Annotated in this window: 31 protein-coding genes and 1 tRNA gene; 8 read left to right on the forward strand and 24 right to left on the reverse strand. The window is 64.9% G+C overall.

All coding sequences use genetic code 11. From position 1 onward, the window contains the following. Positions 1–43 precede the first annotated feature (43 nt). The 6 genes from ACAM52_RS32055 to ACAM52_RS32080 are packed head-to-tail and all read left to right on the forward strand — an operon-like array spanning position 44 to position 6990. Positions 44–2428: a bifunctional salicylyl-CoA 5-hydroxylase/oxidoreductase gene (locus ACAM52_RS32055; RefSeq protein ID WP_369645541.1), complete on the forward strand. Its 2385-nt coding sequence runs from the start codon at positions 44–46 to the stop codon at positions 2426–2428. Between the two features lies 1 nt (position 2429). Then, a complete protein-coding gene (locus tag ACAM52_RS32060) occupies positions 2430–2909 on the forward strand; it encodes a MarR family winged helix-turn-helix transcriptional regulator (protein WP_101491458.1) in 480 nt (159 codons plus the stop codon). Next, the gene (locus tag ACAM52_RS32065) at positions 2906–3760 is read left to right on the forward strand and encodes an enoyl-CoA hydratase family protein (RefSeq protein ID WP_062474826.1); all 855 of its coding nucleotides are present in this window, start codon (positions 2906–2908) and stop codon (positions 3758–3760) included. Before ACAM52_RS32060 ends, ACAM52_RS32065 begins: the two co-directional genes overlap by 4 nt. 8 nt (positions 3761–3768) lie before the next feature. After that, on the forward strand, positions 3769–4962 hold the full coding sequence (locus ACAM52_RS32070) for an acyl-CoA dehydrogenase family protein (RefSeq protein WP_139700616.1): 1194 nt from the start codon (positions 3769–3771) through the stop codon (positions 4960–4962). A 4-nt stretch (positions 4963–4966) separates the two neighbouring features. Next, positions 4967–6595 (forward strand): AMP-binding protein, encoded by a 1629-nt coding sequence (locus ACAM52_RS32075; protein WP_369645542.1) that lies wholly within the window; start codon positions 4967–4969, stop codon positions 6593–6595. After that, the gene (locus tag ACAM52_RS32080) at positions 6592–6990 is read left to right on the forward strand and encodes a RidA family protein (protein ID WP_056576966.1); all 399 of its coding nucleotides are present in this window, start codon (positions 6592–6594) and stop codon (positions 6988–6990) included. Before ACAM52_RS32075 ends, ACAM52_RS32080 begins: the two co-directional genes overlap by 4 nt. 204 nt (positions 6991–7194) lie before the next feature. On the opposite strand, the gene ACAM52_RS32085 is transcribed toward ACAM52_RS32080, so the two are convergent. From ACAM52_RS32085 to rplN, 18 genes are all read right to left on the reverse strand, one after another. Continuing rightward, a tRNA-Met gene (locus ACAM52_RS32085) sits at positions 7195–7271 on the reverse strand. 18 nt (positions 7272–7289) lie between these two features. After that, positions 7290–7688 (reverse strand): 50S ribosomal protein L17, encoded by a 399-nt coding sequence (rplQ, locus tag ACAM52_RS32090; RefSeq protein ID WP_056576970.1) that lies wholly within the window; start codon positions 7686–7688, stop codon positions 7290–7292. A gap of 95 nt (positions 7689–7783) precedes the next feature. Further along, positions 7784–8773 (reverse strand): DNA-directed RNA polymerase subunit alpha, encoded by a 990-nt coding sequence (gene rpoA, locus ACAM52_RS32095; RefSeq protein WP_056576973.1) that lies wholly within the window; start codon positions 8771–8773, stop codon positions 7784–7786. 142 nt (positions 8774–8915) lie between these two features. Then, entirely contained in the window at positions 8916–9539 is a 624-nt protein-coding gene (gene rpsD, locus ACAM52_RS32100) for a 30S ribosomal protein S4 (protein WP_056576976.1), read from the reverse strand. 130 nt (positions 9540–9669) lie between these two features. Beyond that, complete coding sequence (rpsK, locus tag ACAM52_RS32105; RefSeq protein WP_009124825.1) at positions 9670–10074, reverse strand: 30S ribosomal protein S11; 405 nt, start codon at positions 10072–10074, stop codon at positions 9670–9672. A gap of 12 nt (positions 10075–10086) precedes the next feature. Next, the gene (gene rpsM / locus ACAM52_RS32110) at positions 10087–10452 is read right to left on the reverse strand and encodes a 30S ribosomal protein S13 (protein WP_013544105.1); all 366 of its coding nucleotides are present in this window, start codon (positions 10450–10452) and stop codon (positions 10087–10089) included. A 23-nt stretch (positions 10453–10475) separates the two neighbouring features. Beyond that, positions 10476–10589, reverse strand: a complete 114-nt coding sequence (gene rpmJ, locus ACAM52_RS32115; protein ID WP_013544106.1) for a 50S ribosomal protein L36 — start codon at positions 10587–10589, stop codon at positions 10476–10478. A gap of 66 nt (positions 10590–10655) precedes the next feature. Continuing rightward, positions 10656–11969 carry a preprotein translocase subunit SecY gene (gene secY / locus ACAM52_RS32120; RefSeq protein WP_056576979.1) on the reverse strand — a complete coding sequence of 438 codons (1314 nt, stop codon included), beginning with the start codon at positions 11967–11969 and terminating at the stop codon, positions 10656–10658. 27 nt (positions 11970–11996) lie between these two features. Next, on the reverse strand, positions 11997–12428 hold the full coding sequence (gene rplO, locus ACAM52_RS32125; RefSeq protein WP_056576982.1) for a 50S ribosomal protein L15: 432 nt from the start codon (positions 12426–12428) through the stop codon (positions 11997–11999). A gap of 11 nt (positions 12429–12439) precedes the next feature. Then, entirely contained in the window at positions 12440–12622 is a 183-nt protein-coding gene (gene rpmD, locus ACAM52_RS32130; protein WP_019653974.1) for a 50S ribosomal protein L30, read from the reverse strand. A 35-nt stretch (positions 12623–12657) separates the two neighbouring features. After that, positions 12658–13176 carry a 30S ribosomal protein S5 gene (gene rpsE, locus ACAM52_RS32135; RefSeq protein WP_056576983.1) on the reverse strand — a complete coding sequence of 173 codons (519 nt, stop codon included), beginning with the start codon at positions 13174–13176 and terminating at the stop codon, positions 12658–12660. Positions 13177–13194: 18 nt separating this feature from the next. Next, on the reverse strand, positions 13195–13560 hold the full coding sequence (rplR, locus tag ACAM52_RS32140; protein ID WP_056577252.1) for a 50S ribosomal protein L18: 366 nt from the start codon (positions 13558–13560) through the stop codon (positions 13195–13197). 14 nt (positions 13561–13574) lie between these two features. Continuing rightward, on the reverse strand, positions 13575–14108 hold the full coding sequence (gene rplF / locus ACAM52_RS32145; protein WP_062474819.1) for a 50S ribosomal protein L6: 534 nt from the start codon (positions 14106–14108) through the stop codon (positions 13575–13577). A gap of 24 nt (positions 14109–14132) precedes the next feature. Next, positions 14133–14528, reverse strand: a complete 396-nt coding sequence (gene rpsH / locus ACAM52_RS32150; protein ID WP_062474816.1) for a 30S ribosomal protein S8 — start codon at positions 14526–14528, stop codon at positions 14133–14135. Positions 14529–14548: 20 nt separating this feature from the next. Continuing rightward, a complete protein-coding gene (rpsN, locus tag ACAM52_RS32155) occupies positions 14549–14854 on the reverse strand; it encodes a 30S ribosomal protein S14 (RefSeq protein ID WP_056576989.1) in 306 nt (101 codons plus the stop codon). An 8-nt stretch (positions 14855–14862) separates the two neighbouring features. Continuing rightward, positions 14863–15402, reverse strand: coding sequence for a 50S ribosomal protein L5 (gene rplE, locus ACAM52_RS32160; RefSeq protein WP_056576993.1), 540 nt, complete (start codon positions 15400–15402; stop codon positions 14863–14865). Between the two features lie 11 nt (positions 15403–15413). After that, positions 15414–15746 (reverse strand): 50S ribosomal protein L24, encoded by a 333-nt coding sequence (rplX, locus tag ACAM52_RS32165; protein WP_062474813.1) that lies wholly within the window; start codon positions 15744–15746, stop codon positions 15414–15416. Between the two features lie 12 nt (positions 15747–15758). Further along, complete coding sequence (gene rplN / locus ACAM52_RS32170) at positions 15759–16127, reverse strand: 50S ribosomal protein L14 (protein WP_009124801.1); 369 nt, start codon at positions 16125–16127, stop codon at positions 15759–15761. 215 nt (positions 16128–16342) lie between these two features. On the opposite strand from rplN, the gene ACAM52_RS32175 reads away from it, so the two are divergent. Both ACAM52_RS32175 and proC read left to right on the forward strand, forming a co-directional pair. Further along, on the forward strand, positions 16343–17521 hold the full coding sequence (locus ACAM52_RS32175) for an esterase-like activity of phytase family protein (protein WP_369645543.1): 1179 nt from the start codon (positions 16343–16345) through the stop codon (positions 17519–17521). After that, entirely contained in the window at positions 17518–18375 is an 858-nt protein-coding gene (proC, locus tag ACAM52_RS32180; RefSeq protein WP_369645544.1) for a pyrroline-5-carboxylate reductase, read from the forward strand. Before ACAM52_RS32175 ends, proC begins: the two co-directional genes overlap by 4 nt. 13 nt (positions 18376–18388) lie before the next feature. On the opposite strand, the gene ubiA is transcribed toward proC, so the two are convergent. The 6 genes from ubiA to ACAM52_RS32210 form a co-directional block, all read right to left on the reverse strand. Continuing rightward, complete coding sequence (gene ubiA / locus ACAM52_RS32185; RefSeq protein ID WP_369645545.1) at positions 18389–19252, reverse strand: 4-hydroxybenzoate octaprenyltransferase; 864 nt, start codon at positions 19250–19252, stop codon at positions 18389–18391. Between the two features lie 89 nt (positions 19253–19341). Beyond that, on the reverse strand, positions 19342–19926 hold the full coding sequence (locus ACAM52_RS32190; RefSeq protein WP_369630563.1) for a Dps family protein: 585 nt from the start codon (positions 19924–19926) through the stop codon (positions 19342–19344). A 137-nt stretch (positions 19927–20063) separates the two neighbouring features. Further along, positions 20064–21029 (reverse strand): LysR substrate-binding domain-containing protein, encoded by a 966-nt coding sequence (locus ACAM52_RS32195; protein WP_062474802.1) that lies wholly within the window; start codon positions 21027–21029, stop codon positions 20064–20066. Positions 21030–21102: 73 nt separating this feature from the next. Continuing rightward, the gene (locus tag ACAM52_RS32200) at positions 21103–21846 is read right to left on the reverse strand and encodes a hypothetical protein (protein ID WP_369645546.1); all 744 of its coding nucleotides are present in this window, start codon (positions 21844–21846) and stop codon (positions 21103–21105) included. A 16-nt stretch (positions 21847–21862) separates the two neighbouring features. Continuing rightward, entirely contained in the window at positions 21863–22741 is an 879-nt protein-coding gene (locus tag ACAM52_RS32205) for a PoNe immunity protein domain-containing protein (protein ID WP_369645547.1), read from the reverse strand. 36 nt (positions 22742–22777) lie between these two features. Then, positions 22778–23782 (reverse strand): PoNe immunity protein domain-containing protein, encoded by a 1005-nt coding sequence (locus tag ACAM52_RS32210; protein WP_369645548.1) that lies wholly within the window; start codon positions 23780–23782, stop codon positions 22778–22780.

A 23782-nucleotide genomic window follows, 5' to 3' on the forward strand; every position in this document is an offset into this window, starting at 1 on the left:
GCCCTCGTTGACAACAGATTGTTTATGCCTAAACTATTCAACCATGAACAGCTTGACCTCCCCCCGCCTCGCGCCCGCCTCGGACCTCCAGCGCATCCTGTGCATCGGTGGGGGTCCAGCCGGCCTGTATTTCGCCCTGCTGATGAAGGCCCGCAACCCGGCACTGCAGATCACGGTGGTCGAACGCAACCGCCCCTTCGACACCTTCGGCTGGGGCGTGGTGCTCAGCGACCAGACGCTGGGCAACCTGCGCGAGGCCGACGGCCCGACCGCCGCGCTCATCGGCAACGAGTTCCACCACTGGGACGACATCCAGGTCTTCTTCAAGGGCCGCCAGGTGCGCTCGGGCGGCCACGGCTTCTGCGGCATCGGCCGCAAGCGCCTCCTGAACATCCTGCAGGAACGCTGCCTCGAACTCGGCGTGGAGCTGGTGTTCGAAACCGACGCCACGGACGACCAGGCCATTGCCGCGCAGTACAAGGCCGACCTCGTCATTGCCAGCGACGGCCTCAACAGCCGCATCCGCCAGCGCTATGCCGACGTGTTCAAGCCCGACATCGACCTGCGCAACTGCCGTTTCGTCTGGCTGGGCACGCACCAGACCTTCGACGCCTTCACCTTCGCCTTCGAACAGACCGAGCACGGCTGGTTCCAGGCGCATGCCTACCAGTTCGACGACAAGACCTCGACCTTCATCGTCGAGACGCCCGAAGCCGTGTGGAAGGCCCACGGCCTGGACCAGATGGAGCAGCCCGAGGCCATCGCCTTCTGCGAGAAGCTGTTCGCCAAGTACCTGGGCGGCCACTCGCTGATCAGCAACGCCACGCATCTGCGCGGCTCGGCCAACTGGATCCGCTTTCCACGCGTGGTGTGCGAGCGCTGGACGCACCGCATCGACGTCGAAGGCCGCTCGGTGCCCGTCGTGCTCATGGGCGACGCCGCGCACACGGCGCACTTCTCGATCGGCTCGGGCACCAAGCTCGCGCTCGAGGACGCGATCGACCTGGCCAACGAATTCGCGCAGGGCGGCACCGTCGACCATGTGCTCGAAGGCTATGAAGCGCGTCGCAGCGTCGAGGTGCTGAAGATCCAGAACGCCGCGCGCAACTCCACCGAATGGTTCGAGAACGTGCCGCGCTACACGGGCATGGAGATCGAGCAGTTCGCCTACTCGCTGCTCACGCGCTCGCAGCGCATCAGCCACGAGAACCTGCGCGTGCGCGACACGCAATGGCTCGGCGGCTACGAGCAGTGGCTGGCGGGCGGCAAGGCCGTGGCGCCGATGCTGATGCCGCTGAAGGTGCGCGGCCTCGAACTCAAGAACCGCATCGTGGTCTCGCCGATGGCGACCTACAGCGCGGTCGACGGCGTGCCGCAAGATTTCCTGCTGGTGCACCTGGGCGCACGCGCGCTCGGCGGCGCCGCGATGGTGTGCGTCGAGATGACGAGCCCGACGCCCGAAGGCCGCATCACGCCGGCCTGCACGGGCCTGTACAACGACACGCAGCAGGCCGCGTTCAAGCGCATCGTCGATTTCGTGCACACGCAGTCGAGCGCCAAGATCGCGATGCAGCTCGGCCACAGCGGCCCCAAGGGCTCGACCCGCGTGGGCTGGGAAGGCACCGACGAGCCGCTCGAAAGCGGCAACTGGCCCGTGCTCGGCGCGAGCGCCCTGCCCTACGGTGAACAGAACCAGCTGCCGGCCGCGATCACGCGCGCCGAGATGGACACGCTGCGCGACCAGTTCGTCGATTCCACGCGCCGCGCGGTCGAGTGCGGCTTCGACTGGCTCGAGCTGCACTGCGCGCACGGCTACCTGCTGTCGGCCTTCATCAGCCCGCTCACCAACCTGCGCACCGACGAGTACGGCGGCGACATCGAAGCACGCTGCCGCTACCCGCTCGAAGTGTTCCGCGCGATGCGCGCCGTGTGGCCGGCCGACAAGCCGATGAGTGTGCGCATCTCGGCGCACGACTGGGCGCCCGGCGGCAACACCGACGCCGACGCCGTGGTGGTCGCGCGCCTCTTCAAGGAAGCCGGCGCCGACTTCATCGACGTGTCCTCGGGCCAGACCACGCGCGCCGCCAAGCCCGTGTACGGCCGCATGTACCAGACGCCGTTCGCCGATCGCATCCGCAACGAGGTCGGCATCTCGACCATCGCGGTGGGCGCCATCACCGACGCCGACCAGGCCAACAGCATCATCGCGGCCGGCCGCGCCGACCTGTGCGCCGTGGCGCGCCCGCACCTGGCCGACCCGGCCTGGACGTTGCACGAAGCCGCCAAGCTGCAAAGCCGCGACGTCGACTGGCCCAAGCAGTACCTGAGCGGCCGCGACCAGATGTACCGCGAGATCGCCAAGCAGCAGCAGATCGCCGCGGCCACCGCTGCCGCGGGCCGCGCGGCCGACGCCGAAGAGACGCACTGACATGGACCTCGAAGCACGCGCCCACAGCGAGCACCCCGAGGCGCTGCGCCTCTGGCTGCGCATGCTCACCTGCACGCAGCTGGTGGAAAAGCAGGTGCGCAACGGACTGCGTGCGCAGTTCGCCACCACGTTGCCGCGCTTCGATCTCATGTCGCAACTCGAGCGCTCGCCCGATGGCCTGAAGATGAACGAGCTCTCGCGCCGCATGATGGTCACGGGCGGCAACGTCACCGGCATCACCGACCAGCTCGTGACCGAAGGGCTGGTGGAGCGCATCAACGTCGAGGGCGACCGCCGCGCCTGGCGCGTGCGCCTCACGCCGCGCGGACGCAAGCTCTTCAACGAGATGGCGCAGCAGCACGAAGACTGGATCGTCGAGGCTTTCTCGAGCCTCAACCCCAAGGAGATCGCGCAGCTTCACAAGCTGCTCGGCAAGGTCAAGCAACATTCCCACAGCAGCCAATTGGCGGAGACCGCATGAAGCACTACATCGGCGCAAGCAATCCCATGCGCGCGCAATTCGAACCCAAGGCCGACTACAAGGCCGAGCATTTCGCCTGGCGCTACGAAGCGGGCGTCGGCACCATCACGCTGAACCGCCCCGAGCGCAAGAACCCGCTGACCTTCGACTCGTACGCCGAGCTGCGCGACCTGTTCCGCGCGCTGACCTACGCAACCGACGTGAAGGTGATCGTCGTCACCGGCGCCGGCGGCAACTTCTGCTCGGGCGGCGACGTGCATGAAATCATCGGCCCGCTGACCGGCATGCGCATGCCCGAGCTGCTCGAGTTCACGCGCATGACGGGCGACCTCGTGAAGGCGATCCGCAACTGCCCGCAGCCCATCGTCGGCGCCATCGACGGCGTGTGCGCCGGCGCCGGCGCCATGATCGCGCTGGCCTGCGACCTGCGCTACGGCACGCCCGCCACGCGCACCGCCTTCCTCTTCACCCGCGTGGGCCTGGCCGGCGCCGACATGGGCGCCTGCGCGCTGCTGCCGCGCGTGATCGGCCAGGGCCGCGCCTCGGAGCTGCTGTTCACCGGCCGCGCCATGACCGCCGACGAAGGCCAGGCCTGGGGCTTCTTCAACGCACTGCACGACAGCGCCTCGCTGCTCGACGCCGCCACCAAGGTCGCGCGCGACCTGGCCGAAGGCCCGAGCTTCGCGCACGGCATGACCAAGACGATGCTCGCGCAAGAGTGGTCGATGACCATCGACCAGGCCATCGAGGCCGAAGCGCAGGCGCAGGCGATCTGCATGCAGACCGAAGACTTCAAGCGCGCCTACGAGGCCTTCGCGGCCAAGCGCAAGCCGGTGTTCGGCGGAGACTGACGCGCATCATGATGACCAAGATCCCCGCCCCACCGTCGACCGCGCACCTCGCGCTGCCGTTCTTCGACGACGCGCACCGCGCGCTCGCCAACGACCTGCTGCCCTGGTGCGCCGCCCAGGAGATCGATGAGCGCGACGACCGCGCGGCCTGCCGCGAATGGGTGCGCCGTCTCGGCGACGCCGGCTGGTTGCGCTATGCGGTGCCCGGCAGTGCCGGCGGTGCGCTCGAGCGCCTCGATTCGCGCGCGCTCGTGCTGCTGCGCGAGACGCTGGGCTACCACTCGCCATTGGCCGACTTCGCCTTCGCGATGCAGGGCCTGGGCAGCGGCGCGATCACGCTGGACGGCACGCCCGAGCAGCAGTCGCAGTACCTGACGGCCGTGGGCCAGGGCAAGAAGATCGCGGCCTTCGCACTCAGCGAACCCGAGGCCGGCTCCGACGTGGCGGCGATGGCGATGCGCGCCGAGCCCACCGCCGACGGCTGGCGCCTGAACGGCGAGAAGACCTGGATCAGCAACGGCGGCATCGCCGATTTCTACTGCGTGTTCGCCAAGACCGACCCCACGGCCGGCACGCGCGGCATCACGGTGTTCATCGTCGACGCGACAACGCCGGGGCTCGACACCTCGGCCCACATCGACGTGATGGCGCCGCACCCGCTGGCCACCCTGCGCTTCGACAACTGCGTCGTGCCGCGCACGGCGCAGCTGGGCACGCTGAACGGCGGCTTCAAGCTCGCGATGCGCACGCTCGACATCTTCCGCGCCTCGGTGGCTGCGGCCGCGCTCGGCATGGGGCGCCGCGCGCTGGCCGAAGCCATCGCGCATGCCAAGGGTCGCCGTATGTTCGGCCAGACGCTGGCCGACTTCCAGCTCACGCAGGCCAAGCTCGGCGAGATGGCCGCGCTGATCGACAGCGCCGCGCTGCTCACCTACCGCGCCGCCTGGATGCGCGACGACGCGGAGCGCCGCGGCGCGCCGGCGGTCGGCGACGTGTCGGCGGCTGCGGCCATGGCCAAGATGTGCGCCACCGAGAACGCGAGCCGCGTGATCGACATGGCGCTGCAGATGCATGGGGGCCTCGGCGTGAAGGTCGGCACCAAGATCGAAAGCCTGTACCGGGACATCCGCTCGCTGCGCATTTACGAAGGCGCGACGGAAGTCCAGCAACTGATCATCGGCAAATCCGTTTTGCGGGGTTGAAACCGTGTCTGCCCAAGTCGATCGCTTCGTTCATGACCGCCTGCCGCCTGCCGCGCAGCTGCCGGTCTTTCGCTACGACCTGCCCGAGCTGCAGTTCCCCGACCAGCTGAACCTGGTCGAGGAGCTGCTGGACAAGGCGGTCGCCAAGGGCTTCGGCGACCGGCCGATGCTGCGCTCGCCCGCCGGCGTGCTCACCTACGCCCAGGCGGGCGTCGAGGTGAACCGCATCGCCCAGGTGCTGGTCGAGGATCTCGGGCTGGTGCCCGGCAACCGCGTGCTGCTGCGCGGCGGCAACTCGGTGTGGATGGCGCTCTCGTGGCTCGCCGTGGTCAAGGCGGGGCTGATCGCGGTAGCGACCATGCCGCTGCTGCGCGCCAAGGAGCTGGGCGAGATCATCGAAAAATCGCAGCCCGTGGCCGCGTTGTGCGAAGGCCGCCTGCTCGAGGAGCTGGTGGCCGCGCAGAAGGCGCACCCGGTGCTCGCGACGGTGATTGCCTTCAACCAGCCCGACGCACCCGATTCGCTGTCGGCGCGCGCGGCCGGCAAGAGCGGCGTGTTCACCGCCTGCCCCACGGCGGCCGACGACATCGCGCTGCTGGCCTTCACCTCGGGCACCACGGGCAAGCCCAAGGCGCCCGTCACCACGCACCGCGACGTGGTCGCCATGTGCCAGACCTGGCCGCGCCACGTGCTGCGCGCGCGCAGCGACGACATCGTGGTCGGCACGCCGCCGCTGGCCTTCACCTTCGGGCTCGGCGGCCTGCTGATCTTCCCGATGTGGGCCGGTGCGTCGGTGTACTTTCCCGAGGGGGCCTTCTCGCCCGAAGCGCTCGTGAAGCTCATCAACGAGGTCGGCGCGACCATCTGCTACACCGCGCCCACCTTCTATCGCCAGATGGCGCCCTTCGTCCGGCAGCACGGGGCGCCGAGCCTGCGCATCTGCGTGAGCGCAGGCGAGGCGCTTCCCGACGCCACGCGCCAACTCTGGAAGGAGACCACCGGCATCGAGATGCTCGACGGCATCGGCGGCACCGAGGTGTTCCACATCTACATCTCGGCCGCCGGCGACGAAGTGCGCCGCGGCGCCGTCGGCAAGGCGGTGCCGGGTTTCACGGCCAAGGTGGTCGACAACCAAGGCAACGAAGTGCCGCGCGGCACGGTCGGCAAGCTGGCGTTGCAAGGGCCGGTCGGCTGCCGCTACCTCGACGATCCGCGCCAGTCCGACTACGTGAAGAACGGCTGGAACTACCCCGGTGACTCCTTCGTGCAGGATGACGACGGCTACTTCTTCTATCAGGCGCGTGCGGACGACATGATCATCACGGCCGGCTACAACGTCGGCGGCCCGGAGGTGGAAGACGCGCTGCTCAAGCACCCAGCCGTGGCCGAGTGCGGTGTGATCGGCAAGCCCGACACCGACCGCGGCATGATCGTGAAGGCCTTCTGCGTGCTCAAGCCCGGCAACACCGGCGACGCAGCGATGGTGAAGGCCCTCCAGGACCACGTGAAAGCCACCATCGCCCCCTTCAAGTACCCGCGGGAGATCGAGTTCGTGACGGCGCTGCCGCGCACCGAAACCGGCAAACTCCAGCGCTTCAAATTGAGACAACTCAACAGCAACACACCATCATGACGAACAAACTCATTCAGCCCCCGGGCTGGCTGCCCCCGAAGGGCTATGCAAACGGCATCGCGGCGCGCGGCACCCAGGTGTTCGTCGGCGGCCAGATCGGCTGGAATGCCCAGCAGCAGTTCGAATCCGACGACTTCATCGACCAGTGCGGCCAGGCGCTGCGCAACATCGCCGAGGTGCTGCGCGAAGCCGGCGCCGGCCCCGAGCACATGGTGCGCATGACCTGGTACGTGACGGACCGCGACGAGTACAGCCGTCGCCTGTCCGAGCTCGGCCCGGTCTACCGCGACGCGCTGGGCCGCAACTTCCCGGCCATGACCTGCGTGCAGGTGGCGGCACTGGTGGAGCACCGTGCGAAGGTGGAGATCGAGGTGACGGCGGTCATTCCGGACTGACCCTGCGCTTGGGCTGCGCGTCAGCGCAGTCTTCAGGTGCCGCTGCAGCGCACGCTCTCGAGACCGGCCTCTTCGCGGGGCTGGTCCGGAAACAGAAAAGCCCTCTTCGTGAGGGCTTTTTTTGTGTCGAATTTCGACCAGGAATTTCCAAAAGAATTGGGCCAAAGAAAAAGGCCCTTTGATTTCTCAAAGGGCCTTTTAAATTGGTTGCGCGAGCAAGATTTGAACTTGCGACCTTTGGGTTATGAGCCCAACGAGCTACCAGGCTGCTCCATCGCGCGGCAAGTATAAATTATAGCTTATTCAGCGGCGTTTTGCTCAGCGCCAGCATCTTTAATTTCAGCACGGTCGACCAGTTCGACGAGCGCCATCGGAGCGTTGTCGCCCACGCGGAAACCCATCTTCAGGATGCGGGTGTAGCCGCCCGGACGCGCTGCGAAACGCGGGCCGAGTTCGCCGAAGAGCTTGACGACGCTGTCGCGGCTGCGCAGGCGGTCGAAGGCCAGGCGCTTGTTGGCGAGCGTGGGCTTCTTGGCCAGGGTGATCATCGGCTCGATGACGCGGCGCAGTTCCTTGGCCTTGGGGACCGTGGTCTTGATGACTTCGTGCTCGATGAGCGAATTCATCATGTTCTGCAGCATCGCGAGGCGGTGCGAGCTGGTGCGGTTGAGTTTGCGGAGTCCGTGTCCGTGACGCATGGTGCTTTCCTTTACTTTATAAAAACAGACAGCCGTGTCAGGTACTGTCCGGTGCACTGGCCCTTTTCAGGGGGCCGATTTCTCAAAAATTCAAATCAACGCTTGTCGAGACCAGCCGGCGGCCAGCTTTCGAGCTTCATGCCAAGGGTGAGACCGCGCGAGGCGAGCACTTCCTTGATTTCGTTGAGCGACTTGCGACCCAGGTTCGGGGTCTTGAGCAGCTCGTTCTCGGTGCGCTGGATCAGGTCACCGATGTAGTAGATGTTTTCGGCCTTCAGGCAGTTGGCCGAACGCACCGTCAGTTCGAGTTCGTCGACAGGGCGCAGCAGGATCGGATCGAACTGCTGGGCACTGCGCGGTGCGGGTGCATCGAATGCAGCGAGTTCGCCGCCTTCGAGCTGCGCGAACACGGCGAGCTGCTCGACCAGGATTTTAGCCGATGCGCGAACGGCATCTTCGGCGCTGATCGCACCGTTGGTCTCGATCTCGACCAGCAGCTTGTCCAGGTCGGTACGCTGTTCGACGCGGGCGCTTTCGACGGTGTAGCTCACGCGCTTGACGGGCGAGAACGAGGCGTCGAGGACGATGCGGCCGATCGACTTGGTCGGCTCGTCCGCGTAGCGGCGCATCGTGCCGGGCACGTAGCCGCGACCCTTTTCGACCTTGATCTGCATGTCCAGCTTGCCGCCTTGCGACAGGTGCGCGATCACGTGGTCGGGGTTGATGATCTCGACGTCGTGCGGGGTCTGGATGTCCGATGCGAGGACCGGGCCTTCGCCGTCCTTGCGCAGGCTCAGCGTGACTTCGTCGCGGTTGTGGAGCTTGAACACCACGCCCTTGAGATTCAGCAGGATGTTGACGACATCTTCCTGCACGCCGTCGATCGACGAGTACTCATGCAGAACGCCAGCGATCGTGACTTCGGTGGCCGAGTAGCCGACCATGGACGACAGCAGAACGCGACGCAGCGCGTTGCCGAGCGTGTGGCCGTAGCCGCGCTCGAAAGGTTCGAGCGTGACCTTGGCCTTGTTGGCGGCAAGTTGCTCGACCTGGATGGTCTTGGGTTTCAGCAGGGTGGTTTGCATGCAGACTTCCTCTCAATACCCCCGGCTCGTTACACCGGTAAGGCTGGTGAAGCGCCTGATCCGCAACAGAGTGCGGAGCAGGAACGTGAACAACAATATCAATCTCCCGCCGGCGCAAGGACGCGCAGGCGGGTAGAGAAAATCAACGCGAATACAGTTCGACGATCAGCGATTCGTTGATGTCGGCTGCGAATTCGTCGCGATCCGGGACCTTCTTGAAGGTGCCTTCGGCCTTGTCGGCGTTCACATCGACCCAAGCCGGCATGCCGACTTGCTGGGCGAGTTGCAGCGCTTCGACAATGCGGTTCTGCTTCTTCGACTTTTCGCGCACGGCGATCACGTCACCGGTCTTGACCAGGTACGACGGGATGTTGACCGACTGGCCGTTCACGGTGATCGCCTTGTGCGACACGAGCTGGCGTGCTTCGGCGCGCGTCGAGCCGAAGCCCATGCGGTAGACCACGTTGTCCAGGCGCGACTCGAGGATGAACAGCAGGTTGGCGCCGGTGTTGCCACGGCGGCGATCGGCTTCTTCGAAGTAGCGGCGGAACTGCTTCTCGAGCACGCCGTACATGCGCTTGACCTTCTGCTTCTCACGCAGCTGCAGACCGTAGTCGGAGGTGCGCTGACCCGAGGTGCGGCCGTGCTGGCCGGGCTTGGAGTCGAACTTGGCCTTGTCCTGGATCGAACGACGGGCGCTCTTCAGGAACAGGTCGGTGCCTTCACGGCGGGAAAGTTTGGCCTTGGGGCCGAGGTAACGTGCCACGGTATTTCCTTGGTGTCATCTGCCGCAGTTGCCTGCGGGAGCCGTCGGCGGATATGCCGATGGCGGTGGGCTTAGTGAAAAAACAAATGCGCAGCCGCTCGAAAGCTGGCTGCGCCTTGCGGACTGACGATCAGATGCGGCGACGCTTCTGGGGACGGCAGCCGTTGTGCGGAACGGGCGTCACGTCGGCAATGGAATTGATCCGGATGCCGAGCGCAGCCAGTGCGCGCACCGACGACTCGCGACCAGGACCGGGGCCCTTGATCTCGACGTCGAGGTTCTTGATACCTTGTTCGACAGCAGCACGGCCGGCCACTTCGGAAGCGACCTGCGCAGCGAACGGGGTCGACTTGCGCGAGCCCTTGAAGCCCTGGCCACCCGACGAAGCCCACGACAGGGCGTTGCCCTGGCGATCGGTGATCGTGATGATGGTGTTGTTGAACGAGGCATGCACGTGGGCGATACCGTCCGCAACGTTCTTGCGAACCTTCTTGCGAACGCGCTGTGCGGCGTTGTTTGCAGGTGCTTTAGCCATGCTTGTCTATCCTTATTTCTTCAGGGACTGCGCAGCCTTGCGCGGACCCTTGCGGGTGCGGGCGTTGGTGCGCGTGCGCTGGCCGCGCATCGGCAGGCCGCGACGGTGACGGAAGCCGCGATAGCAGCCGATGTCCATCAAACGCTTGATGTTCATCGTCGTCTCGCGACGCAGATCGCCTTCGATCGTGAACAGAGCGATCTGGTCGCGGATCTTTTCGAGATCGGCGTCGGTCAGATCCTTGATCTTCTTCGAATATTCGATGCCGCTCGCTTCGCAGATTTGACGGGCGCGGGTGCGACCGATACCGAAAATGGCGGTCAGGCCGATTTCAGCGTGCTTGTGCGGCGGGATGTTGATGCCAGCAATACGTGCCATGTGCGTCCTCTAATACTCTTCAATCAACCCTGGCGCTGCTTGTGGCGCGGGTCGGTGCAAATCACACGCACCACACCTTTACGGCGGATGACCTTGCAATTACGGCAGATGGTTTTGACCGAAGCCGAAACTCTCATTTCATTCTCCTAAAACTGTTTAACGTGGCGGTCTACCGCCCGGACTCAATACTGAAACTCACAGCCCTACGATGTCTTGAAGTTCGCCTTCTTCAGCAGCGATTCGTACTGCTGGGACATCATGTAGTTTTGCACCTGGGCCATGAAGTCCATCGTGACGACCACGATGATCAGCAGGGAGGTACCACCGAAGTAGAACGGCACGTTGTACTTCAGGATCAGGAACTCGGGCAGCAGGCAGACGAAGGTGATGTACACCGCGCCAGCCAACGTCAGGCGAACCAGAATCTTGTCGATATAGCGAGCGGTCTGGTCACCCGGGCGAATGCCAGGAATGAACGCACCACTCTTCTTCAGGTTGTCGGCCGTTTCCTTGCTGTTGAACACGAGTGCCGTGTAGAAGAAGCAGAAGAAAACGATCGCAGCGGCGTACAGCAGTACGTAGATCGGCTCGCCCGGACGCAGTGCGCTGGCGATGTCCTTGATCCAGCGGAAGCCACCGTCACCAGCGCTGAACCAGCCCACCACCGTTGCCGGCAGCAGAATGATCGACGACGCGAAGATCGGAGGAATCACACCGGCCATGTTCAGCTTCAGGGGCAGGTGCGACGACTGACCGCCGTAGACCTTGTTGCCAACCTGGCGCCGCGCATAGTTCACGAGGATCTTGCGCTGACCACGTTCCACGAACACCACGAAGTAGGTGACCAGCACCACGACAGCGATGATGAAGAGCGCAACGATGGGGTTCATCGCACCGGTCGTCACCAGCGAAGCCAGGCCGCCGATCGCACCGGGCAGACCGGCCGCGATACCTGCAAAGATCAGGATCGAGATGCCGTTGCCCAGGCCGCGTTCGGTGATCTGCTCGCCGAGCCACATCAGGAACATCGAACCTGCCGTCAGGCTCACCATGGCGGTCAGGCGGAAGCCGAAACCGGGGGCGATCACCAGACCGGCCGACGATTCGAGGGCCACTGCGATGCTGAACGACTGGAACAGGGCCAGGCCGAGCGCGCCATAGCGCGTGTACTGCGTGATCTTGCGGCGACCGGCCTCGCCTTCCTTCTTCAATTGCTCGAAGGTCGGAAGCACGTAGGTCATCAGCTGCATGATGATCGACGCCGAGATGTACGGCATGATCCCCAACGCGAACACGGTGAAACGCGACAGCGCCCCGCCCGAGAACATGTTGAACAGGCTCAGAATGCCGCCCTGCTGGCCCTGGAACAACGCTGCCAGCTGGTCCGGGTTGATACCCGGCACAGGAATGTGCGCGCCAATCCGGTAGACCACGAGCGCGAGCAGCAAAAAGACGAGCCGACGACGGAGGTCGCCGAACTTGCCTGTTTTTGCGATCGTTGCCGCGTTAGTTGCCACGAAGAACTTCTTTCAGTCCGATGGTGATCAGGCGAGGCTGCCGCCGGCTGCTTCGATCGCAGCCTTGGCACCAGCGGTCGCACCCACGCCCGTCAGCTTGACGGCCTTGGTGAGTTCGCCGGTCTTGATGATCTTGACGACCTTGGCGAGCTGGCCCACGAGGCCGGCTTGCTTCAGTGCCAGGACATCGACTTCGGCCAGGCCGAGCTGCTCGAGAGCAGTCAGCGTGACTTCGGCGTTGTACTTCAGCAGGTGCGACTTGAAGCCGCGCTTGGGCAGGCGACGCTGCAGCGGCATTTGACCGCCTTCGAAGCCGACCTTGTGGAAACCGCCTGCGCGCGACTTCTGGCCCTTGTGACCGCGACCTGCGGTCTTGCCGATGCCCGAGCCGATACCGCGGCCAACGCGACGCTTGGCGTGCTTGGCGCCAGCTGCCGGCTTGATGCCATTGAGTTCCATATCAGTCTCTCTTACAGAACTTTGACCAGATAACTGATCTTGTTGATCATGCCGCGCACTGCGGGCGTGTCTTGCAGCTCGCTCACGCTGTTGAGCTTGCGCAGGCCGAGGCCACGCACGGTCGCGCGATGCGATTCCTTGGTGCCGATCGGGCTCTTCACCAGCTGCACCTTGAGGGTTTGTTGTTGCGTCATTTGAATGCTTCCTTCAGCCTTGCGAGAGCTTGCGCTCAGGCGAAGATTTCTTCGACGGTGAGACCGCGCTTGGCAGCCACTTGGCCGGCCGTCGTCGAGTTCTTCAACCCGTCGAGCGTGGCGCGAACCATGTTGTAGGGGTTCGACGAACCATGGCTCTTGGCCACGATGTCGGTGATGCCCATGACTTCGAACACGGCGCGCATCGGGCCGCCGGCGATGATGCCGGTACCCTTGGGAGCCGGGTACATCACGACGGTGGCAGCACCGTGGTGACCTTGCACCTGGTGGTGCAGCGTACCGTTCTTGATCGGAGCCTTGAACAGGTTGCGACGGGCTTCTTCCATTGCCTTCTGCACGGCAGCAGGCACTTCCTTGGACTTGCCCTTGCCCATGCCGACGCGGCCATCGCCGTCACCGACCACGGTCAGCGCTGCGAAACCGAGGATACGACCACCCTTCACCACCTTGGTGACGCGGTTGATCGCGATCATCTTCTCGCGCAGACCGTCCTCAGGACCTTCGTTCTGCGTTCTTGCTTGAATCTTTGCCATTTTGAATCTCGTGTCCGATTAGAACTGCAGACCGGCTTCGCGGGCTGCCTCGGCCAGCGCCTTGACGCGGCCGTGGTAGGCGAAACCTGCGCGATCGAAAGCGACCTTCTCGACGCCGGCAGCCTTCGCCTTTTCAGCGATGCGCTTGCCGATGGCGGTGGCAGCGGCGGCATTGCCACCCTTGCCCGAGGCGCCAAGTGCTGCGCGCACTTCGGCTTCGGCGGTCGATGCGGTTGCGATCACCTTGGTGCCGTCGTCGGAGATGACGGTGGCATAGATGTGCAGGTTGGTGCGGTTCACCGTGAGGCGAGCCACGCCCTGCGTCGCAATGCGGATGCGGGTCTGGCGCGAGCGGCGAAGACGCTGTGCTTTTTTGGTCAACATCATTTTGCTGCCCCTTACTTCTTCTTGGTCTCTTTGATCACGATCTTCTCGTCCGCATAGCGGATGCCCTTGCCCTTGTAGGGCTCTGGCGGACGAACAGCGCGGATCTCAGCGGCGATCTGGCCGACGCGTTGACGGTCAGCGCCCTTGATCACCACTTCGGTCGGGGTCGCGGTGGTCACCGTGATGCCTTGCGGCATGTCGATGTTGACCGGGTGCGAGTAACCGACTTGCAGGTTCAGCTTGGCGCCGGACGCTGCAGCCTTGTAGCCGACGCCGACCAGGTTGAGCTTCTTCTCGAAGCCCTTGGTCACGCCAACCACCATGTTGTTCACCAGCTGGCGAATCGTGCCGCTCATCGCATTCGCTTCACGCGAATCGTTGGCGGGCTCGAAGCTCAGCTTGCCGTCCTTGTTGACGACATTCACCAGCGCGTTGCGAGCCAGGCTGAGCGTGCCGCCCGTGCCCTTGACGCTGATCTGGTCTTCCTTGATCGACACATCCACGCCTGCGGGGATGGCGACCGGCATTTTTCCTACTCGGGACATTTCAGTAACTCCTCGATGTCTCGGTTAGGCGACGTAGCACAGAACTTCGCCGCCGACACCGGTGGCGCGCGCCTTGCGGTCGGTCATCACGCCCTTGGGGGTCGTGACGATCGCAACGCCGAGGCCGTTCTGGACTTGCGGAATGGAAGTGCTGGCCTTGTAGACGCGCAGGCCGGGGCGGCTCACGCGCTCAATGCGCTCGATGACCGGACGGCCAGCGTAGTACTTCAGCGAGATTTCAAGTTCGCTCTTGCCGGCTTCGGTCTTGACCTGGAAGCCGTCGATGTAGCCCTCGTCCTTCAGGACTTGTGCGATCGCGATCTTCACCTTGGAAGACGGGACCGACACGGTGGGCTTCGCCACCATCTGCGCGTTACGGATACGCGTCAGCAGGTCGGCAATGGGATCACTCATGCTCATGTTGTTTGCTCCTGCCTGGCTTACCAGCTGGCCTTGGTGACACCGGGGATGTCGCCGTTGAAAGCCAGTTCGCGGATCTTGGCGCGGGCCAGACCGAATTGACGGAAGGTGCCACGGGGGCGACCGGTGATTTCGCAACGGTTGCGCTGGCGCGTGGGGTTCGCGTTGCGCGGGAGCTTCTGCAGGGCCAGGCGGGCCGCTGCGCGCTCTTCGTCGCTCTTCTTCGCGTCGTTGGAAGTTGCCTTCAGTTCTGCGTGCTTCGCAGCGAACTTGGCAACCAGCTTGTCGCGCTTGAGTTCGCGCTGGATCAAAGATGCTTTAGCCACAGATCACCTCAGTTCTTGAACGGGAAACGGAAGCCAGCGAGAAGCGCCTTGGCTTCTTCGTCGGTCTTGGCCGTCGTCGTAATGCTGATATTGAGACCGCGCAGGGCGTCGACCTTGTCGTACTCGATCTCAGGGAAAATGATCTGCTCTTTGACGCCGATGTTGTAGTTGCCACGGCCGTCGAATGCGCGACCCGAGATACCACGGAAGTCACGCACGCGGGGCAGGGCCACGGTGACGAAACGGTCCAGGAACTCGTACATGTGCACGCCACGCAGCGTGACCATGCAGCCGATCGGCTGGTTTTCGCGGATCTTGAAGCCGGCGATGGCCTTCTTCGACTTGGTAACCACAGGCTTCTGGCCAGCGATCTTGGTCAGGTCGGCGACGGCGTTGTCGAGGACCTTCTTGTCGGCGACTGCTTCACCCACACCCATGTTCAGGGTGATCTTGGTGAGACGCGGAACTTGCATCGGCGACTTGTAGCCGAACTTTTCCGTCAGGTCTTTCGCGATCTTTTCGCGATAGTGTTGTTGGAGACGTGCCATGTGAGTACCTCTTAGGCGAACTTGATTTCGTCGCCGCTCGACTTGAAGACGCGAACAGCCACGCGCTTGCCGTCGGCACCTTGGGTGACCTTGATGCCCACGCGATCGGCCTTGCCGGTCGCAGCATTGAAGATCGCCACGTTGGATTGGTGAATCGGCATGGTCTTCTCGACGATGCCACCGGTCGTACCCTTGAGGGGGTTCGGCTTGGTGTGCTTCTTGACGAGGTTGATGCCGTCGACGATCACATGCGAATCGTCTGCGCGCAGCGACACGACGCCGCGCTTGCCCTTGTCACGACCGGCCAACACGATGACCTGGTCGCCTTTGCGAATCTTGTTCATGGCGTTGTGTCCTTAGAGAACTTCGGGTGCCAGCGACACGATCTTCATGAACTTCTCGGTGCGCAGTTCGCGCGTGACCGGTCCGAAGATGCGGGTGCCGATGGGCTCCAGCTTGGCGTTGAGCAGCACGGCGGCATTGCCGTCGAACTTGACGAGCGAACCGTCAGCACGACGGATGCCCTTGGCGGTGCGGACCACCACTGCGCTGTAGATCTCGCCCTTCTTGACGCGACCACGCGGAGCGGCTTCCTTGATGCTGACCTTGATGACGTCGCCCACGCTGGCGTAACGCCGCTTGGAGCCACCGAGCACCTTGATACACAGGACGGATTTCGCGCCCGTGTTGTCGGCCACTTCGAGCCGGGATTCAGTTTGGATCATTTCTTGATATTCCCAACTTGTACCGATGAGCCTCCAGGAGGGAGACACCGCGGTCAGTCTTGGGCCCGTCGTCCACGCCTCGAACCACTCGAGACGCTTCCGCTTTGGGCTGAAAGCTTCGCCTTTTGAAAGCGAAGCCCGCGATTGTGGCACCCATGCCGGGCGATGTCAACTGCCTCATCACGCGAACTTCGACAGCCGCTAGACTTTGTGGCGTGCGCGCCCCCAACCACCCCCTCGTTTCGCCGCCTTCCCTGCTGCGCCGACGCCTGCTGGCGGGCGGCGCGGGCCTGCTCGGGCTGGGATCGCTGGGGCTTGCGGGTTGCCGCAGCGCAACACCGGCGCCGGATACCGGCCGGCTGCAGCGCCTGGGGGAAGCCCGCTGGGCGCACCGACGCTCTATAGAGAACACCACGGCGGGGGGCCTGTCGGGCATCGACTACGACCCCGCCAAAGGTGAGTACCTGCTTCTCAGCGATGACCGGTCAGACCTGGCCCCTGTGCGCTGCTACACCGCACGCTGGCCCCAGCCGGCCGACGCCGCGCCCGAGCCCACCGGCGTTGTCCAGCTGCAACGCCCCGGTGGCGGCCCCTGGCCCGGCCGGCGCCACGCGGTCGACGGCCTGCCCGTGCCCGACCCCGAGGCCCTGCGCCTGCGCCCCTCGGCCGGCACCTTGCTCTGGACCAGCGAAGGCGACCTCGCCCGCGGCTTCGGCCCCGCCCTGTATGAATCGGCGCGCGATGGCCGCTTCCTGCGCGAATTCGCCCTGCCGGCGATGTTCACCCCGGACCCCACCCAACGCCGCGGCCCGCGCGACAACCAGACACTCGAGGGCCTGGCCCTCGCGCCCGACGACCGGTCGGCCTGGCTCGCGATGGAAAACGCCCTGGTCCAGGACGGCCCCGTCCCGACCACCACCGCCCCCGGCGGCCCCTGCCGCTTCACCCAGGTCGACCTCGCGACCGGCCGCGCCATGCGCCAGATCGCCTACGTGCCCGACGCCATCCCGCTGCGCCCGCTGGTGCCGGGCACCTACGCCGACAACGGCGTGAGCGAGGTGCTGATGCTCGACGCCCACCGGATGCTGGTGCTGGAGCGGGCCTACGCCACCGGCGCCGGCAATTCGCTGCGCCTGTATGAAATAGACACCCGAACCGCCGACGACGTGCTCGCCATCGACGCCCTCGCCCCCGGCAACCACCGGCCGGCCGCCAAGACGCTCGTGGCCGACTTCGCCACCCTGGGCCTCTCGCGCCTCGACAACACCGAGGGCATGTGCTGGGGCCCACCGCTGCCCGACGGCCGCCGCCTGCTGGTGGTCGTGAGCGACGACAATTTCAACCCGCTGCAAGTGACGCAGTTCGCCGCCTTCGCCTACACCGACCGACCATGACCATCGCCGTGACCTTCCTGCCCCGCACCGCGCCGGGCCCCCTGCCCCCCATCGCCTTCATCGGCGGCGGCAACATGGCCAGCGCCATCATCGGCGGCCTGATCCAGCAAGGCGTCGCGGCCGACAACTTCGAAGTGGTCGAGCCGTTCGAGGAAGCCCGCACCAGGCTGGCCCAGTCCTACGGCATCGTCGCCAGGGCCGAGGCCAGCGAGGCCCTCTCGCGCTGCGCCGTGGTGGTGTGGGCGGTCAAGCCCCAGACTTTTGCGGAAGCCGCGCGCCCGGTGCGCGCCTGTGCCGGCGACGCCCTGCACCTGAGCGTGGCGGCGGGCATTCCGTCCGACAGCATCGCCCGCTGGCTCGGCACCGAGCGCGTGGTGCGCGCCATGCCCAACACGCCGGCCCTGGTCGGCAAGGGCATGACCGGCCTCTTCGCGCGGCCGGGCGTCGAAAGCGCCGACCGCGCACGCGTCGGCCAGTTGCTGGCGCCGACGGGCGAGCTGATCTGGGTCGACGCCGAACCCGCGCTCGACGCGGTGACCGCCATGTCGGGCTCCGGCCCAGCCTACGTGTTCTATTTCATCGAGGCGATGACCGAGGCCGGCGTCGAGATGGGCCTCACGCCCGACCAGGCCCAGCGGCTGGCCATCGGCACCTTCACCGGCGCCTCGGCGCTGGCGCACAGCGCGACCGAGCCGCCGTCGGTGCTGCGCGAACGCGTGACCTCCAAGGGCGGCACGACCTACGCGGCCCTGAGCGCGCTCGAAGCCTCCGATGTGAAGGGCCAGTTCAAGACCGCCATCCGCGCGGCGCAGAAGCGCGCGGCCGAGCTGGGCGAGGAATTCGGGCGCGGCTGACCCGCCCGGTGGGCTATCGGAGGGCGTAGCCCGCCACGATGCCCACGAACACCGCGAAGCCCAGCCAGTGGTTTTCGCGGAAGGCCTTGAAGCAGCCTTCGCGCGTGCGGTCATGGATCAGGCGCCAGTGCCAGAGCGCCTGCGCCACCGCCGCGGCAATGCCTACATAGAAGAGAACCCCCAGCGACCGGCTGGCACCGGCCCAGATCCAGACCGCCAGGAAGATCGCGTAGCTGGCCATCACCGCCGCCACGTCGAAGCGACCGAACGTGATCGCCGAGGTCTTCATGCCGATCTTCAGGTCGTCGTCGCGGTCGACCATCGCGTACTCGGTGTCGTAGGCCAGCACCCAGAACAGGTTGCCCGCCAGCAGCCACCAGGCGAAGGCCGGCACCGTCGACTGCACCGCGGCAAAGGCCATCGGGATGCCGAAACTGAAGGCAATGCCCAGCACGGCCTGCGGAATCGACACGAAGCGCTTGGCGAACGGGTAGATCAGCGTGATCGCCAGCGCCGCGAACGACCACAGCACCGTCGTGCGGTTGGTGGTGAGCACCAGCCCGAAGGACAGCAGCGCCAGCACCGCGCCCAGCCCCAACGCCTCCTTGACCGACATCGCACCGCTCGTCACGGGCCGCTGCGCGGTGCGCTTCACATGCCGGTCGAAGTCGCGGTCGGCCACGTCGTTGACGCAGCAGCCCGCGCTGCGCATCAGGAAGGTGCCGAGCGTGAACACCGCGAGCAGGTGCCAGCCGGGCCAGCCGTCGGCCGCGAACCAGAGTGCGCCCAGCGTGGGCCACAGCAGCAAGAGCCAGCCGGCCGGCCGGTTCCAGCGGATCAGATCGAGGTAGAGCGCAAAACGGCGGGCGAGAGGCATGCGGCGGACGGGCAGACGAAAAAAGAGCGGCCATTGTGCCGCTCTTGAAGGGACTCCCGGCGCACCGGGAGAGCATCAGGAAGACGTCATCAGTCCTCGAGCAGCGAGCGCAGCATCCAGGCCGTCTGGTCGTGCACCGTGCAGCGCGCGGTCAGCATGTCGGCGGTCGGGTCGTCGCCGGCCTCTTCGGCCACCGGGATGAACTCGCGCGCGATGCGCGACACCGTTTCGTGGCCCTTCACGAGGATGCGCACCATCTCCATCGCCTTGGGCGGGGTCTGCGGCACGTCGGGCACGGTGGCGATCTTGCTGAACTCGGCGTACGAGCCCGGCGCGTAGTGGCCCAGCGCGCGGATGCGCTCGGCGAGCACGTCCGTCGAGCCCCACAGCTCGGTGTACTGCGTCATGAACATCGCATGCAGCGAGTTGAAGTGCGGCCCCGTCACGTTCCAGTGGAAGTTGTGCGTCGTGAGGTACAGCGTGTAGGTGTCGGCCAGCACGCGGCTCAGGCCTTCGGCGATGGCCGCGCGGTCCTGGCGTTCGATGCCGATGTTGATGATCGGCGCATTGCGGCTGCCCGACTCCTGTGCGACGACGGCACCGCCCTTCTTGGGCACCTTGCCGGCAGAAGCTGCGGGCGACGGGGACTTGGTTTTCTTCGAGGGTTTGGCCATGGCGGAGGGGTCTTTCTTGAAGTTGGGTGAACAACACCGAAATTCTGAAAGCCGGCAGGCGGCTTCGCAACAGCTTCACTCTATCCCAGCGATCAGCGATCCCAAACAGCCCGCGCGTAGGCGAAGGCCCCGAATCGCTAGGAGAGTCGTTTGACACCCGGCAGCTCGCACGCGTAGATCGCGTTGCGCAGCGCCGCAATGGCCTCGTAGCGCGTGAAGGTGCGGCGCCAGGCCAGCACCACGCGGCGCATCGGCGGGTCGCGGTCCTGCGCGTCGCGCACGGGCAGGTAGCGCACCATCTGCTCGGGCTCCTTGCGCCCCTTGACCTTCGGCTTGAGCGCCTCGGCTGGCACCGACAGGCGCGGCACCAGCGTCACGCCCATGCCCGAGGCCACCATGTGCTTGATGGTCTCCAGCGACGAACCTTCGAAGCTCTTGCGGATGCCCTCGGCGTTGCTCGAGAAACGCGCGAACTCGGGGCACACCTCGAGCACGTGGTCGCGAAAGCAGTGGCCCGTACCCAGCAGCAGCATCGTCTCGCTCTGCAACTCTTCCGAGGTGATCGACTCACGGTCGGCCAGCTTGTGCTTCACGGGCAGCGCCGCCATGAAGGGCTCGTCGTACAGCGGCGCCATCGCCAGGCCCGTGTCGGGAAAGGGTTCGGCCATGATCGCGCAGTCGATCTCGCCGGCGCGCAGCATCTCGAGCAGCTTGACCGTGAAGTTCTCCTGCAGCACCAGCGGCATCTGCGGTGTGCGCGCGATCACCTGGCGCACCAGGTCGGGCAGCAGGTACGGGCCGATCGTGTAGATCACGCCCAGGTTCAGCGGGCCGGCCAGCGGGTCCTTGCCGCGCTTGGCGATCTCCTTGATGCTGGCGGCCTGGTCGAGCACGCTCTGCGCCTGCTGGACGATCTGCTCGCCGAGCGGCGTCACGGTCACTTCACCGGCGCTGCGCTCGAAGAGCTTGACCTCGAGTTCGTCCTCGAGTTTCTTGATGGCCACCGAAAGCGTCGGCTGGGACACATAACAGGCCTCGGCCGCCTTGCCGAAGTGCCGCTCGCGGGCGACTGCGACGATGTATTTGAGTTCGGTGAGAGTCATAGCTTGCGTCAATTATGCGCAAGGGTCTGTGACCCGGCTGGGGCGGGGTTAAAAGCCGCGGGCTGCGCTGCGCTCAGCCGGTGCGGCTCCAGACCCATTGCACCGGCCGCCCGCCGTTCGAGGGCATCGGCTCGCCCTGCGTGACGGCCACGCTCACGCGCAGGTCGATCAGGCAGGCCCAGATGCCCGAGCGGGGGCAGGTCTGGCCCGTGTCCGCAAACAGCAGCTCATCGCGGCGCATGCGGTGCCCCTGGACCTGCGCCGAGCCATCGTCCTGCACGGAGAAAGCGACGCGGCCGGACGCGGCACGCTCTTCGAAAATCTCGATGGCGCCTTGCAAGGCGATGAAGAAATCCCAGTCGGACAGATCCTGCTCCGCCGCCGCGGCGGTGAAGTCGGCCTGGTACAGGCGCTGGTAGCGCTCGGCGTTGTAGTCCAGCTCGAAGACGACCTGGCCTGTCGCAACTTCGATCAACCGGAACTGGCTGAAGCCCTGCCGCAAACGCCCATCGCCATACCGCGAAGGCGCGATCTCGCTCCGCAAGACGGGCGGGAGCATGACCACGGAGCCGTCGTCGCGCTTCTGGCAGATATCGAGCACGGCACCGTCGTCGGCGCGAAAGACGAACTTCTCGTCGGACGTCCAGTAGCTGTAGTAGCGCTTGTCGTTCTCGATCGTGTAGCCGCCTTTGACGGGGAGGTCGGCGAGTACCGACGCGCCTGGGGGTTTCTCGGCGTCGTCGACTGGGCGCCAGCGGCCGGTTGTGGGGTCCAGGTCGATGAGGTCGGAGGCGGTGTGATGCAGGTAGAGCCACATGGGACAGGTTGAACCATCAACCCTGTTTCGGGCAAACCTCTCCACTTCGAGTGGAGGCGGGAGGGCCGTCTTGTGCCGCAAGGGTCGCGTTCATGTCAGGCGATGCGACCGCGCCGTGCGTGCGCGCATAGTCAACGAGGTCCTTGGGATAGAACGGCAGGTCTCGGTAGCTGCTGTCGTCGATGTCCCAGAGGTAAGTCACCAGCCCGGCCTCGAAGGCCCAGTAGCCATCGAAGCTTTGCGGGATCTTGTCGTGCAACCCGTGCCACGCAGTTCCCTTCATCGCCGAGTACCACTTCTCGAGGAATTCAGCCACGAACAAGGGGCGCTTTCTCGGCTCGGCCTCAATGGCCTTCAACAACAGTGGGTGGGCTTTGAGAAAGCGCAGCATGCCCTTGGCTGGCACCGTCGGCAGCCCCAGCTTTCCGAGAAGCGCCTCGTAGAGCGCGTCTTTGCCGCGGTTGTCGGTATAGGCAACATCGAACAAGGCCACAACGCGTGGAACCAAGTCGTCACGACGCAACAGCTTGGCCAAGGACAGGAACGTCATGGCGTAGTGGTAGCTGTCGAGTTCCTCGAGGAAGAACGGCTCGGTTTCGTGCAATGGATGCGGGAGGCTTGATGGCTCTTGCGCAGCAAGCACGCCGGGAAAGTCCGCAGCGAGGTGCTCCATCGGGCTGCCGTCCGAATAGGAGTGACCCAAGAGACGTCTCTTGGCGCTGGCGATGGCCCAATTCCAAGCAAACCAGCCATCTTCGCGAAAGCCCTCTTTTCCGAGACTTGTGTCGAGCAGCAACTGAGCATCGGCAATGTCTTCGTGCAGACCCAGCCGGCGGACCGAACTGGGCTCTTCATTCAGAAATTGTTCGCGACGCTTCGAGGAGAAACTACTCATGGCTCACCAGTCCAAACCGCGCATTTGACTTGAGTCTCAGAGCTTGGGCGCCGTTTGATCCGTACTCCATTGCCAGAAGGTTGCGCCGTAGCTGCTGCCCTCGATGACGGGCATGACCTCGTCCGCCTTGAAGTAGCGTCGGCTGCCCGCATTGGCTGGCGTGAACCACCAGCCGGCCAGTGGGCAAGGCTCTCCACCTCGTGTGGAGACCGGAGGGCCGTCTTGTGCTGAAAGGGAAGCGCTGGTGTCAGGCGATGCGACCACGCCATGCGTGCGCGCATAGTCAACCAGGTCCTTGGGATAGAACGGTAGGTCTCGGTAGCTGCTGTCGTCGATATCCCAGAGGTAGGTCACCAGCCCGGCCTCGAAGGCCCAGTAGCCGAAGAAGCTCTGCGGTACCTTGTCGTGCAGGCCATGCCAGTAGGTTCCCTTCATTGCGGAGTACCACTTCCTTAGGAACTCCGCGATGAATAGAGGGCGTTTTTGGGGGGGCGCCTCAATGGCCTTCAACAGAAGTGGATGGGCTTTGAGAAAACGCAACATGCCCTTCGCAGGAACTGTCGGCAAGCCGAGCTTGCCAAGCAGCGTTTCGTACAAAGCATCCTTTCCTCTATTTTCGGACCGGGCCACATCGAACAGTGCGGCCACGCGTGGAACGAGGTCGTCGTGGCGCAGCAGCTTGGCCAACGACAGCAAGGTCATGGCGTAGTGGTAGCCGTCGAGTTCCTCGAGATAGAGCGGTTCAGTCTGATAGGTCGGATTCGGAAGACACTGAGCTTCGATGGTTCGGAGCATGGGAGGGTACGCCGTTGCGACCTCCGTGACGGGGCGTCCGGCCGAGTACTGACCAATGAGCAACGAAAACTTGGCGCCTGCCATGAAGCTATGCCAACGGGACCATGCATTCTCATCCGCGGAGGCCAGATCATTGTTTAGATAGCCCTCAAGCTCGGCGACGTTTTCTCGGGTTGCGTTCACAAGGAGTAGATAAGGCTCCTCGTTTAAGAAGCGCTCGCGCCGATTCGAATAGAAGTCAGCCAT

Source organism: Variovorax sp. V118, from assembly GCF_041154445.1.
Taxonomy (GTDB): Bacteria; Pseudomonadota; Gammaproteobacteria; order Burkholderiales; family Burkholderiaceae_C; genus Variovorax; species Variovorax boronicumulans.